This window comes from Streptomyces spiramenti (assembly GCF_012034385.1).
GTDB lineage: Bacteria > Actinomycetota > Actinomycetes > Streptomycetales > Streptomycetaceae > Streptomyces > Streptomyces spiramenti.
In genome coordinates this window covers 1-15,205 of sequence record NZ_JAAVJB010000120.1, presented here as the reverse complement: position 1 = coordinate 15,205, position 15,205 = coordinate 1, and the positions used below count along the sequence as shown (strand labels likewise).

At 74.0% G+C, this 15,205-nt stretch carries 9 protein-coding genes and 1 pseudogene; 3 read left to right on the top strand and 7 right to left on the bottom strand.

Going from position 1 to position 15,205, the window contains the following annotated elements:
* A partial coding sequence (locus HCJ92_RS24365) for a hypothetical protein (protein WP_209311142.1) occupies nucleotides 1-345 on the top strand: 345 nt, incomplete at its 5' end.
* Here HCJ92_RS24365 and HCJ92_RS14960 read toward each other — a convergent pair.
* From HCJ92_RS14960 to HCJ92_RS14940, 5 genes and pseudogenes are all read right to left on the bottom strand, one after another.
* Nucleotides 297-1,427 (bottom strand): ParA family protein, encoded by a 1,131-nt coding sequence (locus HCJ92_RS14960; protein WP_420824715.1) that lies wholly within the window; start codon nucleotides 1,425-1,427, stop codon nucleotides 297-299. The two genes, HCJ92_RS24365 and HCJ92_RS14960, sit on opposite strands and share 49 nt — an antisense overlap.
* A 426-nt stretch (nucleotides 1,428-1,853) precedes the next feature.
* Nucleotides 1,854-2,969 (bottom strand): alanine dehydrogenase, encoded by a 1,116-nt coding sequence (gene ald, locus HCJ92_RS14955; RefSeq protein ID WP_167934084.1) that lies wholly within the window; start codon nucleotides 2,967-2,969, stop codon nucleotides 1,854-1,856.
* Nucleotides 2,970-3,695: 726 nt separating this feature from the next.
* A pseudogene (locus HCJ92_RS14950) lies at nucleotides 3,696-5,729 on the bottom strand (AAA family ATPase); the annotation flags it as partial.
* 123 nt (nucleotides 5,730-5,852) lie between these two features.
* Nucleotides 5,853-6,470: an NUDIX domain-containing protein gene (locus HCJ92_RS14945; RefSeq protein ID WP_245240886.1), complete on the bottom strand. Its 618-nt coding sequence runs from the start codon at nucleotides 6,468-6,470 to the stop codon at nucleotides 5,853-5,855.
* 31 nt (nucleotides 6,471-6,501) lie between these two features.
* Entirely contained in the window at nucleotides 6,502-8,205 is a 1,704-nt protein-coding gene (locus tag HCJ92_RS14940; protein WP_167934080.1) for a CTP synthase, read from the bottom strand.
* A 349-nt stretch (nucleotides 8,206-8,554) separates the two neighbouring features.
* On the opposite strand from HCJ92_RS14940, the gene HCJ92_RS14935 reads away from it, so the two are divergent.
* Both HCJ92_RS14935 and mgrA read left to right on the top strand, forming a co-directional pair.
* On the top strand, nucleotides 8,555-10,360 hold the full coding sequence (locus tag HCJ92_RS14935; RefSeq protein ID WP_338054191.1) for a glycoside hydrolase family 15 protein: 1,806 nt from the start codon (nucleotides 8,555-8,557) through the stop codon (nucleotides 10,358-10,360).
* A 239-nt stretch (nucleotides 10,361-10,599) separates the two neighbouring features.
* A complete protein-coding gene (gene mgrA / locus HCJ92_RS14930) occupies nucleotides 10,600-11,646 on the top strand; it encodes an L-glyceraldehyde 3-phosphate reductase (RefSeq protein WP_167934079.1) in 1,047 nt (348 codons plus the stop codon).
* Between the two features lie 118 nt (nucleotides 11,647-11,764).
* On the opposite strand, the gene HCJ92_RS14925 is transcribed toward mgrA, so the two are convergent.
* Together HCJ92_RS14925 and recN are read right to left on the bottom strand one after the other, a co-directional pair.
* Nucleotides 11,765-12,871, bottom strand: a complete 1,107-nt coding sequence (locus HCJ92_RS14925; protein ID WP_338054190.1) for a glycosyltransferase family 4 protein — start codon at nucleotides 12,869-12,871, stop codon at nucleotides 11,765-11,767.
* A 357-nt stretch (nucleotides 12,872-13,228) separates the two neighbouring features.
* Entirely contained in the window at nucleotides 13,229-15,001 is a 1,773-nt protein-coding gene (gene recN / locus HCJ92_RS14920) for a DNA repair protein RecN (RefSeq protein WP_167934078.1), read from the bottom strand.
* Nucleotides 15,002-15,205 lie beyond the last annotated feature (204 nt).

Below are 15,205 nucleotides of genomic sequence, written 5' to 3'. Positions count from 1 at the left end.
GGCCGCGGGCGGGCCGCCGGCGGGCGCCGCGGCGGACGGCTGACCCGAAACGGCCGACGTGCGGGCGGCGGCTCGGGCGCCCTGGGTGGGCAGCGGGGATGCGCGGGACTCCTCCCCAGCGGTGCCGCCGGGCCGGTCGGCTTCCTCGCCCTCGTCTCCCCCTGGTTCGCCGGACTCCTCGTCCGGGCGGCCAGGGGGGTGAGCGGCGTCCTCCACCGGTTGTGGCCCCTGGGGAACGGACGGCTGGACGGCGGGACCGCCGGTGGTGCGGAACAGTTCGTCGGCTGCCGGGAGACTCACTCGGCGGGGCACCGGGCGAGCACCTCCCTGGCGAGCTGGCGGTAGGCGGCGGCACCGACGGAGTTGGAGGCGTAGGTGGTGATGGGTTCACCCGCGACGGTGGTCTCGGGGAAACGGACCGTGCGGCCGATCACGGTGTGGTAGACGTGGTTCTCGAACGCCTCCACGACGCGTGCCAGCACCTCGCGGCTGTGCACGGTGCGGGAGTCGTACATCGTGGCGAGGATCCCGTCGAGCCGGAGGCTCGGGTTGAGCCGCTCCTGCACCTTCTCGATGGTCTCGGTCAGCAGGGCGACGCCTCGCAGCGCGAAGAACTCGCACTCCAGCGGCACGATGACCTTGTGCGCGGCGGTGAGCGCGTTCACGGTGAGCAGGCCGAGCGAGGGCTGGCAGTCGATGACGACGAAGTCGTAGTCCGACAGCATCGGCTGGAGGGCCCGCTGGAGCGTGGACTCCCGCGCGACCTCGCTGACGAGCTGCACCTCGGCCGCGGAGAGGTCGATGTTGCTGGGCAGGAGGTCCATGCCGGCGACGGCCGTCTTCAACAGCACCTCGTCGGGGGCCATGCCCCGCTGCATGAGGAGGTTGTAGACGGTGAGTTCGAGCTCCATCGGGTTGACGCCGAGGCCGACGGAGAGGGCGCCCTGGGGGTCGAAGTCCACCAGCAGCACGCGGCGGCCGTACTCGGCGAGCGCCGCACCGAGGTTGATGGTCGAGGTGGTCTTGCCGACCCCGCCCTTCTGGTTGCACATCGCGATGATCGTCGCCGGGCCGCGTTCCTTGACCGGCCCCGGAATCGGGAAGTAGGGCAGGGGACGGCCGGTGGGACCGATCCGCTCGCGGCGCTGCCGGGCCGCGTCGGGCGCGATCGTCGCCGCGTACTCGGGGTCGGGTTCGTACTCCGCGTCCGGGTCGTAGAACTGACCGTCGGGCAACTCCGCCAAGCCGGGCTCCGTCTGCGTGGTGGTGTCGTCGTTCTTCTGATGCACCGTCATGTCCGTTGGGTTCTTGTGCGTCGCGAACGTGTGGACAGCGACCGAACCGACCTCGGCGAGGCCGGTGGGGCCCGCAGCCTGCGCCGGTCCCCCGGACTGTCCTCCCCCGGGAGTGATTGTCGACTCATTCACAAGTCGTCCTACCTCCTTAGGGACCAAGCAACTTCTGGACAGAGTCACGTCCCGCCCTGCCGACGACTGGCGACTCTATGGCGTGTCGGGCGTCCACAGCAACACAAACCGGCGTAACGACACTGACGCGTCGTCACACGGCGACCGTGTGTCCAGAGCGTGCGATGGGCGGACAACGGGTCGGAGGCCGCAGCGAATCGGGTAAACAGTCACCTTCCGGGTGAGTTGACCTCGGCAAACCGCGGGACACACGGACAACCGACCGGACGTCGTCGAACGACGTCCGGTCGGTTGTGTGACATTTCCCCGTGTTGACACGCCCGTTGACGACCGATTGTCGACCTGTTGATCTGACGATCGGGCGAGCGGCGACGCGGTGGCGCAGCGACGACGCCATGGCGAGGGGTCGGCGGGGCGGGCGACCACTCAGCCGAGCAGCGACTCCAACGCGGCGTGCGGCAGGCCGTGGGCGGCGGCGACGGGGGCGTACACGACCTCGCCCGCGTGGACGTTGAGACCGAGCGCGAAGGCCGGGCCCCGTCGCAGCGCGTCCCGCCAGCCGCGATTGGCCAGCTGCACGATGTAGGGCAGCGTCGCGTTGGTGAGGGCGTAGGTGGAGGTGCTGGGCACGGCGCCGGGCATGTTGGCGACGCAGTAGAAGACCGAGTTGTGGACGGTGAAGGTGGGCTCGGCGTGCGTCGTCGGACGGGAGTCCTCGAAGCACCCGCCCTGGTCGATGGCGATGTCCACCAGGACACTGCCGGGCTTCATCCCCGCGACCAGCTCGTTGCTGACGAGCTTGGGCGCCTTGGCGCCCGGGATCAGGACCGCGCCGACGACGAGGTCGGCCTCGCGCACCGCCTTCTCCAGCTCGAACGCGTTGGAGGTGATGGTGCGGACCTGGCCGCCGTAGATGCGGTTGGCCTCGCGGAGCTTGTTGACGTCGGTGTCGAGCAGGGTCACGCGGAACCCCATGCCGACGGCGATCTGCATGGCGTTCCAGCCGGAGACACCGCCGCCGATGACGACCGCGTCCGCCGCAGCCACGCCGGGGACCCCACCGGGCAGGACGCCCCGTCCGCCTGCGGAGCGCATCAGGTGGTAGGCGCCGACCTGGGGGGCGATGCGGCCCGCCACCTCGGACATGGGGGCGAGCAGCGGGAGGGCGCGGTCGGCGGTCTCCACCGTCTCGTAGGCGATCGCGGTGGTGCCCGACGCCAGCAGCGCGTCGGTGCACTCGGCGGACGCGGCCAGGTGCAGGTAGGTGAAGAGGACCTGGTTCTTCCGCAGCCGGTGGTACTCCTCGGCGACGGGTTCCTTGACCTTCAGCACCAGGTCGGCGACGCCCCAGACCTCGTCCGCGGTCGGCAGCACCGTGGCACCGGCGGCGACGAAGGCGGCGTCGGCGATGGCGGAGCCGGTGCCCGCGTCGCGCTCCACGAAGACCTCGTGGCCGGCGCGTACCAGTTCGTGAACTCCGGCGGGCGTGATCGCCACCCGGAACTCGTTGTTCTTGACCTCGCGGGGGATGCCGACCTTCACGTCGATCACGGTCCTTGGGGGTTCGGCGGCTGGGCGACAAGCCGGGAAGAAGGGGCTTCGCACCCATACCAGCGGTATGCCGGGAGCAGCCCGTTCAGCCACGGCAGCCTCATTCTTAATGAAGGAGTCTCGCCGTGTCCAGCCTTGAAATCACTAAAGTTCCGCGATTCCTGTCTATGTTTCGTAGGTGCGACTCTGGGTGGTCACCGGGGTTTCGGAGGGCGACGAGTCGGCGGCCCCGGGACGGGCCGACGACCCGCCACCGGGCGGGAAGTCGGGCTTGGCGGGTACCGCAGGGGGCAGCGGTCCCGCGGCACCGGTCGACGCCGGCCCCTCTCCCCGCGGCGCCTCCCCGGGGACGGGCGGGGCGGCATCGGCCGATGCCGCCCCGTCACCCGCGTCTCCACCACCCGGACCGGCCCCCTCGGCCGCCCCACGCCACGCGGGCGGCGCCGGGTGGTCTCCCTCATCGTCCTCGGCGCCGACGGCCGGGGCACCGAGCGGGTCGGCCGGGGCGGTCCGCAGCCGACGGGCGCCGCCGTCACCGCCGCCGTCGCCCTCGCCGGACCGGTGCGGTCGCGGAGCGGCGCCGGTCCCGGCTCCCGGGGCGTCGCTGGACGGGGCGTCGCCGGACGGCCCGTCGGTGGTGGTGGCTTCGGTGGTAGTGGCTTCGGGGGCGGCGGAGGGAGCCGGAACCCTGGCCGCCACCGCGCTGTCCTCCGGCGGCCCGAGCAGCAGGTCGGCCTCCGCGCGGTGCGCGTCGGCGTCCCGGTGGTGGCCGAGCCGGTCGGCGCAGTCCGCCAGCCGCAGCCGGAGCGCCGCCCGCAGTCGGGCGTCGTCGGTGCGCTCCGCGATGCGCAGCGCCTCCCGGCAGGTACGCAGGGCGTCCTGGGTCCAGCCGGCGTACTCCTGCACCCGCCCGGCCTCGCCCACGGCGCGCGCCTGCGCGGCGGTGTCACCGCGGCGCCGGTGGGTCGCCGCGGCGGCCCGCCACGAGCGCAGCGCGGGCCGCCACTGCTCGTCATAGGTGAGGACGGCCCCCAGCCGGCCGTGGAGCCGGGCCTCGGCCTCGCGGTCGTCGCGCGACTGCGCCATGGACAGCGCCCTGCCGTACCAGTCCGCGGCGCGCTGCCAGCCGCCGAGCTCGGCGTGGGTGCCACCGATGGACTCCAGCACCCGCCCCACCGCCTCGCGGTCCGCCCGGTCCCCCTCCGACCGCAGCGCGGCGAGCGCGGACTGGTAGCGGGCCAGGGCAGCCCGGGAGCGGCCGTTGGCGGCGTCGAGGTCACCGAGGTTGAGCAGCGCCGCGGCGCGTTCCCGGGCCAGGTGCTGCCGCTCCGCGACGCCGAGGACCAGCTCGTGGAGCCGGTACAGCTCCGGGGCGGCGACCCGGGCGCCTCGGTGCGCCAGCAGCGCCGCCGTCAGCGCCGCGATCAGCCGCCGCGCCAGGGTGTCCAGTTCACCGTCGGCGACCGCCAGCCGCGACGCCGCCTGCAACGCGTCGAGTCGGTGCGCCAACCAGGCGGCTGCCGTCTCCTCGTCGGCGAAGCGGAGCGATCCGGGGAGCCCGGCGAGCCACTCCATGGCGTCGCTGTCCGGCGGCTGCGTGGCGGCGTGGCACGCCATCAGCTGCCGCACCGTCCGCTCCAGCATGCGGGCCCGTGCGAGTTGGATGTCGGAGGGCCGCTCCCGCTCCTCCAGCCGTGCCCGCAGCAGCGGTTCGAGGCAGCCGGGCACGGCGTACACAGGGCCGACCGGCTGCTCGGGCCCGGGCGGTCTGGCGTGGGCGGTGCGCACCAGCCCCAGCAGCGCCAGCTCGGCGAGGGTGGTGCGGGCGGTGCCGAGGGAGCAGCCCGCGAGGGTCGCCGCCGTGTGGGCGTCCGCCAGCCCGGCGGGGGCGAGCGCCAGCAGCCGCAGCATGCGGCCGGCGGTGGCGGACAGGTGGGAGGTGGCGAGTCGGAAAGCCCGGTCCAGCGCGTCGCCCTCGGGGGCTGCCGACTCCAGGTCGGCGAGTCGGCGGGCGGCGTCGGCGACGGCGGCGTCCGGGTGGGCCGCCAGCCAGCCGCCGGCGAGGACCAGCGCGGCGGGCAGGTGGGCGCACCGTTCGGCGAGGTCCTCCGCGGCCCGCGGGTCCACGGTCACCCGAGTGGGTCCGGCGCCGCGGGTGATGAGCTGGACCGCGGCGTTCTGGCCCAGCGCGCCGACGGTGCAGGGGCGGACGTCGGGGACGCCGGTCAACGGCCCCCGAGCGACGGCGACGACCAGGCAGACCCGGCTGTCCGGGGTGAGTTCGTTGAGCTGGTCGGCGGTGGCGACGTCGTCGAGGAGCAGCAGGACCTCGCGAGCGGCGAGGGCGGCGCGCAGCTCGGCGGTCAGTTCGTCCTCGTCCGCGCCGGGCGGGGCGACGAGACCGAGGGCGCCGAGCAGGGCGCGGGCGGTGCGTTCAAGGGGGACGGGGGTCCCGCCCGGGTCGGTGAGGCGGGCCCGCAGCACCCCGTCGGCGAAGTCGGCGGCGGCCTCGCGGCGACGGGCGTACTCCTCGGCGAGCGCGCTGCGGCCCGTGCCGGGTCGCCCGACGATCAACAGGACGCGGCTGCGGGGCGCCGGCCGACCGGCGAGGGTGTGGAGCCCGGCGTGCTCCGTGTCACCCCGCAGCGTGGACAACTCGTCCCGTCTGCCGAGGAAAACCGCTGGTCCGCCCGGTCCTGCCGCCTTGCCCGGGAATGCCGGGACCCTGCTGTGCGCCGCCTGTTCCGTCACGCCCCGAGCGTAAGTCAGCACCCTTCCCGGGCCCGCCTCAGACACGTCCGCCGCCCGGTGGGGGCACCGGGCGGCGGATCGAGGAGGCGGATCGGTGTCCGCCGTGCGGGTGGTGGCGACCCGTCAGCCGAAGGGCCGGGCGGGCCAGGGTGCGTCGGCGGGACGCAGCGCGTCGAGCCCGTCGCCGGACCGGGCGACGGTCACGGCGAGGACGCCCAGGAGGAGGAAACTGTTCTGGAGCTCCCCCGCCAGTCCGGCGCGCACCAGCTCGGCGAGCGGGACCCGGGCGTGCAGCATGTGGGCCTCCTCCTCACCGACCGCGTAGCGGTCCCCGTCGGCGTCGGAGAGTCCGCGCGCCAGGAAGATGCGCACGGCCTCGTCGGTACCGCCGGGGCTGGGGTAGAGGTCGGTGAGGACCCGCCAGTCGTCCGCCTTGACGTGCGCCTCCTCGTACAGCTCGCGCTGCGCGGCGTGCAGCGGGTTCTCGCCGGGAACGTCGAGCAGTCCGGCCGGCACCTCCCACAGCTCGCGCCGGACCGGATGGCGGTACTGGCGGATGACCGTGACACGGTCCTCGTCGTCGAGGGCGACGACGGCGACCGACCCGGGGTGCACCAGGTAGTCGCGGGCGGCGACGGTACCGTCCGGCATCCGGACCCGGTCGGTGCGGACGCTGGTCTTGTGGCCGGTGAACCGGGTGAAGGTCTCGTCCACCGGCCAGTCGGCCGGGATGTCACGCAGCTCGGGACGGTCCTCGGGGGGCCGCGTCACCTCAGGCTCCTTTTCCGGCGTCATCGGCGGTCCCCTCGGCTGCGGCGTCCGCACCGGCCCCGGCGGTGACGCGCTCGACAGCGGCCCGGACCAGCCCGGCGAAGAGCGGGTGCGGCCGGGTGGGCCGCGACTTCAGCTCGGGGTGGGCCTGGGTGGCCACGAGGAAGGGGTGCGTCTCGCGCGGGTACTCGACGTACTCGACGAGCCGGTTGTCGGGCGAGGTGCCGGAGAAGACCAGTCCCGCCTTCTTCTCCAGCTCCGCGCGGTAGGCGTTGTTGACCTCGTAGCGGTGGCGGTGGCGCTCCTCGACCTGCTCCACGCCGCCGTAGACCTCGCGGACGACCGACCCCTCCGCGAGCCGGGCCGGGTAGAGACCCAGCCGCATCGTGCCGCCCATGTCGCCCTCGCCTGCGACGATGTCGAGCTGCTCCGCCATGGTGGAGATCACGGGGCTGGCGGCCGAGCTGTTGAACTCGGTCGAGTCGGCGCCGTCGATCCCGGCGAGGTTGCGCGCGGCCTCGATGACGATGCACTGGAGGCCGAGGCAGAGCCCCAGCAGCGGGACGCGGTTCTCCCGGGCGTAGCGGATCGCCGCGACCTTGCCCTCGACGCCGCGGTCGCCGAACCCGCCGGGGACGCAGACCGCGTCCACGTCGCCGAGCTGTTCGGCCGCCCCTTCGGCTGTCTTGCAGTCGTCGGAGGTGACCCACTTGACCTTGACGCGGGCGCGGTTGGCGAAGCCGCCGGCGCGGATCGCCTCGGTGACCGAGAGGTAGGCGTCGGGCAGGTCGATGTACTTGCCGACCAGGGCGACGGTGACCTCGTGGTCCGGTTCGTGGACCCGGCGCAGCAGGTCGTCCCACTCGGTCCAGCTGACGTCACGGAACGGCAGGTCCAGCCGCCGGACGACATAGGCGTCGAGGCCCTCGCCGTGCAGCACCTTGGGGATGTCGTAGATGGACTTGGCGTCGATGGCCGCGACCACGGCGGCCTCGTCCACGTCGCACATGAGCGAGATCTTGCGCTTGATCGAGACCGGGACCTCCCGGTCGGCGCGCAGCACGATCGCGTCGGGCTGGATGCCGATGTTGCGCAGCGCGGCGACGGAGTGCTGGGTCGGCTTGGTCTTCAGCTCGCCGGAGGGGCCGATGTAGGGGAGCAGCGAGATGTGCACCACGAAGACGTTGTCGCGGCCGACCTCGTGGCGGACCTGGCGTACGGCCTCCAGGAACGGCAGCGACTCGATGTCGCCCACGGTGCCGCCGACCTCGGTGATGACGACGTCGACGTCCTCGGTCGCCATCCGGCGGATGCGGTGCTTGATCTCGTTGGTGATGTGCGGGATGACCTGCACGGTGTCGCCGAGGTACTCGCCGCGCCGCTCCTTGGCGATCACGGTGGAGTAGACCTGGCCGGTGGTGACGTTGGCGCTGCCGTCGAGGTCGACGTCGAGGAAGCGCTCGTAGTGGCCGATGTCGAGGTCGGTCTCGGCGCCGTCGTCGGTGACGAAGACCTCGCCGTGCTGGAACGGGTTCATCGTCCCGGGGTCGACGTTCAGGTACGGGTCGAGCTTCTGCATCGTGACCCGCAGTCCGCGCGCCTTCAGGAGAGCGCCGAGGCTGGAGGCAGTGAGGCCCTTGCCGAGAGAGGAGGCGACTCCTCCGGTGACGAAGATGTGCTTGGTCGTCGGGGTGTTCATCGGCATGCCCAAGAGGTGCTCCCGTGGTCGCGAGGTGGGGTCCGCGACGGTCGCACGCCGTGTCGTTCCCGGGGTCCCGTCGCTGCGGTTCGGGGAATCTGACGTCCTCCGCTCCACGGGCCACCAGAGTATCAGTGACGTCCGGGTGGAGCCGGTGCCCGGCACCGGAGCGGAGTGCGGTGCGCCCCCCTGTGACCGGCGCACTCCTGTCGCCGGTGTCCGCGGGCCGCCCTTCCCTCTCACTTCCGTACGGGGAAAGCGCTTGGGACGCGTAAGCTTCCCCGGACGCTCGCTGGGCATCAGCAAGAACCGCCCCCCAGGAGGGGCGGGACGTACGTTCGACTGGAGGCGCGCAGTGGCCGGGCGCATCGAGGATTACGCACTTATCGGGGACATGCAGACCGCCGCGCTGATCGGGCGGGACGGCTCGGCGGACTGGCTGTGCCTACCCCGTTTCGACTCACACGCGGTGTTCGCGGGTCTTCTGGGGACCGATGACCACGGCTGCTGGCGGCTGGGACCCGCCCCCGCCGAGGGTGCCGAACCGGCGCCGGCGACCCGCCGCCGCTACAAGGGCGACTCCCTCATCCTGGAATCGGAGTGGGACACCCCCCGAGGCACGGTCCGGGTGACCGACTTCATGCCGCCGCGCGACGGCGCACCCCAGCTGGTCCGGATCGTCGAGGGCGTGAGCGGGCGCGTCCCGATGCGGTCCGCGCTGCGGATGCGCTTCTCCTTCGGCTGGGTGGTCCCCTGGGTCCACAAGGTCGACGACCGCCTGGTGGCCGTCGCCGGCCCGGACTCGGTCTGGCTGGACACCGCCACCGAGACCTACGGCGAGGACCTCACCACCTACTCCGACTTCACCGTGGCCCCGGGCGAGCGGGTGGCGATGACCATCAGCTGGCAGCCCTCGCACAAGGAGCCGCCGCCCCGCGCGGAGCCGGAGGAGGCTCTCGCGACCACGGAGGAGTTCTGGCGCGAGTGGGTGACCCACTGCACGTACCACGGTCCCTACCGTGAGGCCGTGGTGCGGTCGCTGATCACCCTCAAGGCGCTCACCTACGCGCCGACCGGCGGCATCGTCGCCGCGCCGACCACCTCCCTCCCGGAGGCCATCGGCGGATCGCGGAACTGGGACTACCGGTTCACCTGGCTGCGCGACGCGGCGATCACGCTCTCCTCGCTGCTGCGCACCGGCTACCGGGAGGAGGCGCAGGCGTGGCGGGAGTGGCTGCTGCGCGCCGTCGCCGGCGACCCGGAGAACCTCCAGATCATGTACGGCATCGCCGGTGAGCGGGAGCTGGGCGAGACCGAACTGGACTGGCTGCCGGGGTACGAGAACTCCAAGCCGGTCCGGGTCGGCAACGGCGCCGCCGGACAGCTCCAGCTCGACGTGTACGGCGAGGTCACCGAGGCGCTCTACCTGGCGCACATGACCGGGCTGGCACGCAACGACCACTCGAACCTGCTGCTCCTCAAGCTCATCGGCTACCTGGAGAAGCACTGGAACGAGCCGGACGAGGGCATCTGGGAGGTCCGCGGACCGCGCCGCCACTTCACCCACTCCAAGGTGATGGCCTGGGTCGCGGTGGACCGGGCGGTCAAGCTGATCGAGTCCGGCGAGGTCGACGGCCCGCTGGACCGCTGGCGGGAGCTGCGGGAGGACATCCACCGCGACGTCTGCGAGAAGGGCTACGACCCGCAGCGCAACACCTTCACGCAGTCCTACGGCTCGCAGGAGCTGGACGCCTCGCTGCTGCTCATCCCGCAGATGGGCTTCCTGCCGCCCGACGACAAGCGCGTCATCGGCACCGTGGAGGCGATCCAGCGGGAGCTGTCGACCCCCGACGGCTTCATCCTGCGCTACCCCGTGGCGGAGGGCGACGAGACCGGTGTCGACGGCCTCATCGGCGAGGAGGGCGCGTTCCTGGCCTGCTCGTTCTGGATGGCGGACGACCTGGCGATGATCGGCCGGGTCGACGAGGCCCGCCGTCTCTTCGAGCGGCTGCTCGCCCTGCGCAACGACCTCGGCCTGCTGGCCGAGGAGTGGGATTCCCACGGGCAGCGCCAGGTCGGGAACTTCCCGCAGGCGTTCAGCCACGTGCCGCTGGTCGACACCGCGTTGCGGCTGACCGCCTCCGGCGCTTACCGGGGCTGACGCTCCCCCGGCTCGCCGGGACCCCGCGGCATCCGGGCCGCCGGGGGCGCCACCACGGCGCCCCCGGCGCCCCTCGGCGTTCCCCTCGCGGGCCGACAGGGCGGCGGCCGACGCGGGTGGGGAGGGTCCACCACGACGGCCCCGGCCGGAGGTGATACCCATCTCGTGGGGGCGCGAGCCGCCCCGGACCTCCCGGAGCCCCACCGCGGGCCGCCGGGCAGCCGAGGAGATGAGGACTGATGACGGACCACGGAACCGACGGACCCTACCTCGCCGCCGACCAGCGGTACGCGGGGATGCACTACCGGCGCAGCGGCGCGAGCGGCCTGCTGCTGCCGGCGGTCTCCCTCGGGCTGTGGCACAACTTCGGTGACGACCGGGGGCTGGAGAACCAGCGCGCCATCCTGCGGAGCGCGTTCGACCACGGGGTCACCCACTTCGACCTGGCCAACAACTACGGTCCGCCGCCCGGTTCGGCCGAGGCGAACTTCGGGAAGCTGCTGCGGCAGGACTTCGCCCCGTACCGCGACGAGCTGGTCCTCTCCACCAAGGCGGGGTACCGGATGCACGCCGGTCCCTACGGCGAGTGGGGCTCCCGCAAGTACCTGATGTCCTCTCTGGACGCCTCGTTGCGCCGCATGGGCGTGGACTACGTCGACGTCTTCTATTCGCACCGCTTCGACCCGCACACTCCGCTGGAGGAGACGATGGGCGCGCTCGCGTCGGCCGTCTCCCAGGGCAAGGCGCTCTACGTCGGTGTCTCCTCCTACAACTCCGAGCAGACCGCGGAGGCCGTGCGGCTCCTGCGCGACATGGGCGTCCGGCCGCTGATCCACCAGCCGTCGTACTCGATGATCAACCGCTGGACCGAGAACGACGGCCTGCTGGACACCCTGGAGGCCGCCGGCATGGGCTGCATCTCCTTCGCGCCGCTCGCTCAGGGGCTGCTGACTGACAAGTACCTCGACGGCGTGCCGGCCGACTCCCGCGCGGCGAAGGGCACGTCGCTGGACGCGGGGCTGCTGACCGAGGAGCTGGTGGGCAGGCTGCGGGGGCTCAACGCGATCGCGGAGCGGCGCGGGCAGAGCCTCGCGCAGATGGCGCTGACCTGGGTGCTGCGCGACCCGCGGATGACCTCGGCGCTGATCGGGGCCTCCAGCGTCCGTCAGCTGGAGCAGAACGTGGCGGCGCTGGACGCCGCGCCGCTGAGCGACGAGGAGCTGGCCGACATCGACGAGCTGGCGGTCTCGACCAGCGGGGTCAACATCTGGGCCAAGCGGAAGTGAGCCGCGGGCGGGGCGGGACCCGCCCCGTCCGCGCTCCTCCCGACCGCGGCCCCGCACCGGCCCGAACCCGGCGGGGTCGGGGCGGGCCCCGCCCCGGGCGGCGTCCTGCCCCGGCGGATCAGGCGAACTCGTCGTAGACGCTCAGGACATGGGCGACAGTGTGATCCTCGGTGGGCCAGGTGTCGGCCCGGCTGCGTCCGGCCGCGGACAGCGCCGCCCTGCGTGCGGGGTCGGCGAGCAACCCGCTGACGGCGTCGGCGAGGGCCCGCGGTTCGGCGGCGGGCACCAGGACCGCGGCGTCCCCGACGAGTCGCGGCATCCCGCCGACCCCGGTCGCCACCAGCGGTACACCGACGCGCAGCGCCTCCTGCGCTGCCAGGCCGCGGCCGTCCCACCCGCCCGCGCTGACGGCGATGTCGGCGGCGGCCAGCAGCCGCCGCCCGTCCCGCCGGTCGCCCAGCAGCCGCACCGGCAGTTGCTCGCGGGTGACCCGTCGTTCCAACTCCGGTCGGAGCGGACCGTCCCCCACCAGCGCGAGGAGGGGCGGCGCGCCCCGGGCGCGCCAGTGCTCGGCCGCGGACAGCAGCGTCTCGTGTCCCTGACCGGGCTCCAGGGTCGCGGTGGCGAGGAGCAACGGGCTCTCGCCCAGTCCGAGTTCGGTCCGCGCGGCAGCGCTGCCGCCGGCGTCGTCGGGCGCCGTGCGCGGGCTCGGGAGCCCGACGGGAGCCAGCCGGGCGTCACGCGCGCCGCGTCGCCGGGCGCGGTCGACGAGTTCGGTGGTGGCGCCCAGCACGACGGAGGAGGCCCGGGCGACCATGGCCTCCGTGGCGTCGCGCAGCGGCGCGGTGGGGCCGTAGGAGTCGCGACGCACGTGCCAGGTGAGGACGAGCGGCACGGGGCGCGCCCTGGTGGCGAGCGCCGCCACCGCACCGGCCCGCAGCCCGTGGGCGTGGACGAGGTCCGCGCGGGCGGCGAGGGTGTGGGCGCGCCAGGCGGCGCGGGCCCGGGAACCGGCGGGGAGTTCCGCGAACCTGGCGCCGACGTCGGCGAACCGGTAGTGGTGCTCCGCCCCGGCCGGGGCGGAGACGGTGACCTTCACCCCCCGGGCGACGAGACCTGCGGCGAGGGACCGGACGTGTTCGCCGGTGCCGGCGCCGCCGCTGCCCAGCAGCTGGAGCACGTGCAGGGGCCTGGGTCCGGGCGACTGTGCGGGGATGCCGCTCACGGCTGGCTGCTCCTGGGCTCGGGCGGTGGGCTGGCGTCCAGGATGCCAGTTCACCCGGTCGGCGTGACCGTCCGCCACCCGCAAGGGTGAGGATGGCGCGAAGCGGTGGCGTCGGTGGCTGTCGGAGTGCACCGGCGCCCGTCGGACACGGGTGACGGAACGCCCGGCCTCGACGGGTTCCGCGCCGGAGCAGCCCCGCGCGCCGCGCTCCGGAACGGCGCGGACGCGCGCCACCGCGCGACGGGAGTGCGGCCCGTACCGCCGCGGGTGTCCCGGGCCGTGGCGTGCGGGCGGTCCCGGGGCGGGGTGACGAGGTGTCGCACCGCCCGGCCGCACCCCCGGCCGGGGGCGGTGGGTTCAGCCGCCTCCGCCCGGGCGGGCGCCGAGCTCGGCCGCGGTCGCCAGCAGTTCCTCCGCGTGGGCGCGCGCGAGGTCGGAGTCCTCCTGCCCCGCGAGCATCCGCGAGAGCTCGCGGACCCGTGCCTCCCCCCGGACGTCCTGCACCCCGCTGCGGGTGACCGACCCGTCGTGGGTCTTCTCCACCACCAGGTGCCGGTCGGCGAAGGCGGCCACCTGCGGGAGGTGGGTGACGACGACGACCTGCGCGTTCTGCGCGAGGCGGGCGAGCCGGCGGCCGACCTCCACCGCGGCCTTGCCGCCGACTCCGGCGTCGACCTCGTCGAAGAGGTAGGTGGGAACGGGGGCCGCCCCCGCGAACACGACCTCGATGGCCAGCATCACGCGGGAGAGCTCACCGCCGGAGGCCCCCTTGGCGACGGGGCGCGGCTGGGAACCCGGGTGGGGCGCGAGGAGGAGTTCGGCCTCGTCGGTGCCGTGGGGGCCGTAGGCGACGTGGACGCCGTCGAGGTCGAGGCCCTCCGCCTCCGCGGCGAGTTCGGTCCGCCGCAGCGCGATCCCGACGCGGGCGTGGGGCATGGCGAGCCCGGCGAGTTCGGCGGTCACCGCGTCGCCGAAGCGGGTGGCGGCCTCGGTGCGGGCCGCCGTGAGGGTGCGGGCGAGGTCGGAGAGCCGGCCGCGGAGTTCCGCGCGCAGGGCGGTCAGTTCCTCGATCCGGTCGTCGTCGCCGTCGAGTTCCGCGAGCCGGTTCTGGGCCTCCTCGGACCAGGCGAGGACGGCGTCGATGTCCTCGCCGTACTTGCGGGTCAGCCCGGTGAGAAGGGCGCGCCGCTCCTCGACCGCGGCAAGCCGCAGCGGGTCCGCGTCGAGGTCGTCGGCGTAGCCGGCGAGGTCCCCGGCCACGTCGGAGAGCAGGATTCCGACCTCGGCGAGCCGGTCGGCGAGGGCCGCGAGCGCCGGGTCGTGCGAGCGGGCGGCCTCCAGCGCGCGGTGCGCGCCCGCCACGAGGGTGGCGGCGTCGATGCCCTCGGGATCGGCCGGGTCGCCCGCGAGGGCGCCGTGCGCGGTGGTGGCCGCGGTGGCGAGCGAGTCGGCGTGGCCGAGGCGACCTGCCTCGGCGGTGAGTTCGGCGTCCTCCCCGGGGAGCGGCTCGACCCCGGCGATCTCCGCCAGGCCGAACCGCAGCAGGTCGGCCTCCTGGGTGCGCTCGCGGGCGCGCTCGGTGAGCTCGTCGAGGGTGGCGGTGACGTCCCGCACACGGCGGTAGGTGGTGGCCCACTCCCGGAGCGCCAGGGTGACGGGCTCCCCGGCGTAGCGGTCCAGCGCCTCGCGCTGCCGCGCGGGGCGGAGCATGCCCTGCTGGTCGTTCTGGCCGTGGACAGCGACGAGGCCGTCACCGAGTTCGGCGAGGAGTCCCGCCGGGGCGGACCGCCCGCCGACGTGGGCTCGGGAACGCCCCTCGGCGGAGACGGTGCGGCTGATCAGCAGGACGTCGTCCTCCAGTTCCGCGCCCGCCTCGGCGGCGCGGAGCGCGGCAGGGGCGTCGGGAGGCAACCGGAGGCGGCCCTCCACCAGGGCGCCGGACGCACCGGCGCGAACCAGTGCGGCGTCGGCCCGGCCACCGAGCAGCAGCCCGAGGCTGGTGACGACCATGGTCTTGCCGGCACCGGTCTCGCCGGTGACGGCGGTGAAGCCGGTGGACAGTTCGACGACTGCGTCGTCGATCACGCCCAGGTCCTTGATCCGCATCTCCTCCAACACGGATACGACCATACGAGGTCCGCGGGGGCGGTGGTGACGCCAGCCCCGTCCCCGTGCTCCCCGGTGGCGGCGGACGACACCGGCGGCGGTGACGTCCCGGGGGCCGGTCGGGCGCGGCGCGGGGTGCGCCGCCGTCCCGGCGCGGCGAGCGGGCGTCCCGGCGCGAAGGCGCCCGCACCAGCGCTTCCCCGGCCGTCGCACGCCCCGAATGCGGCG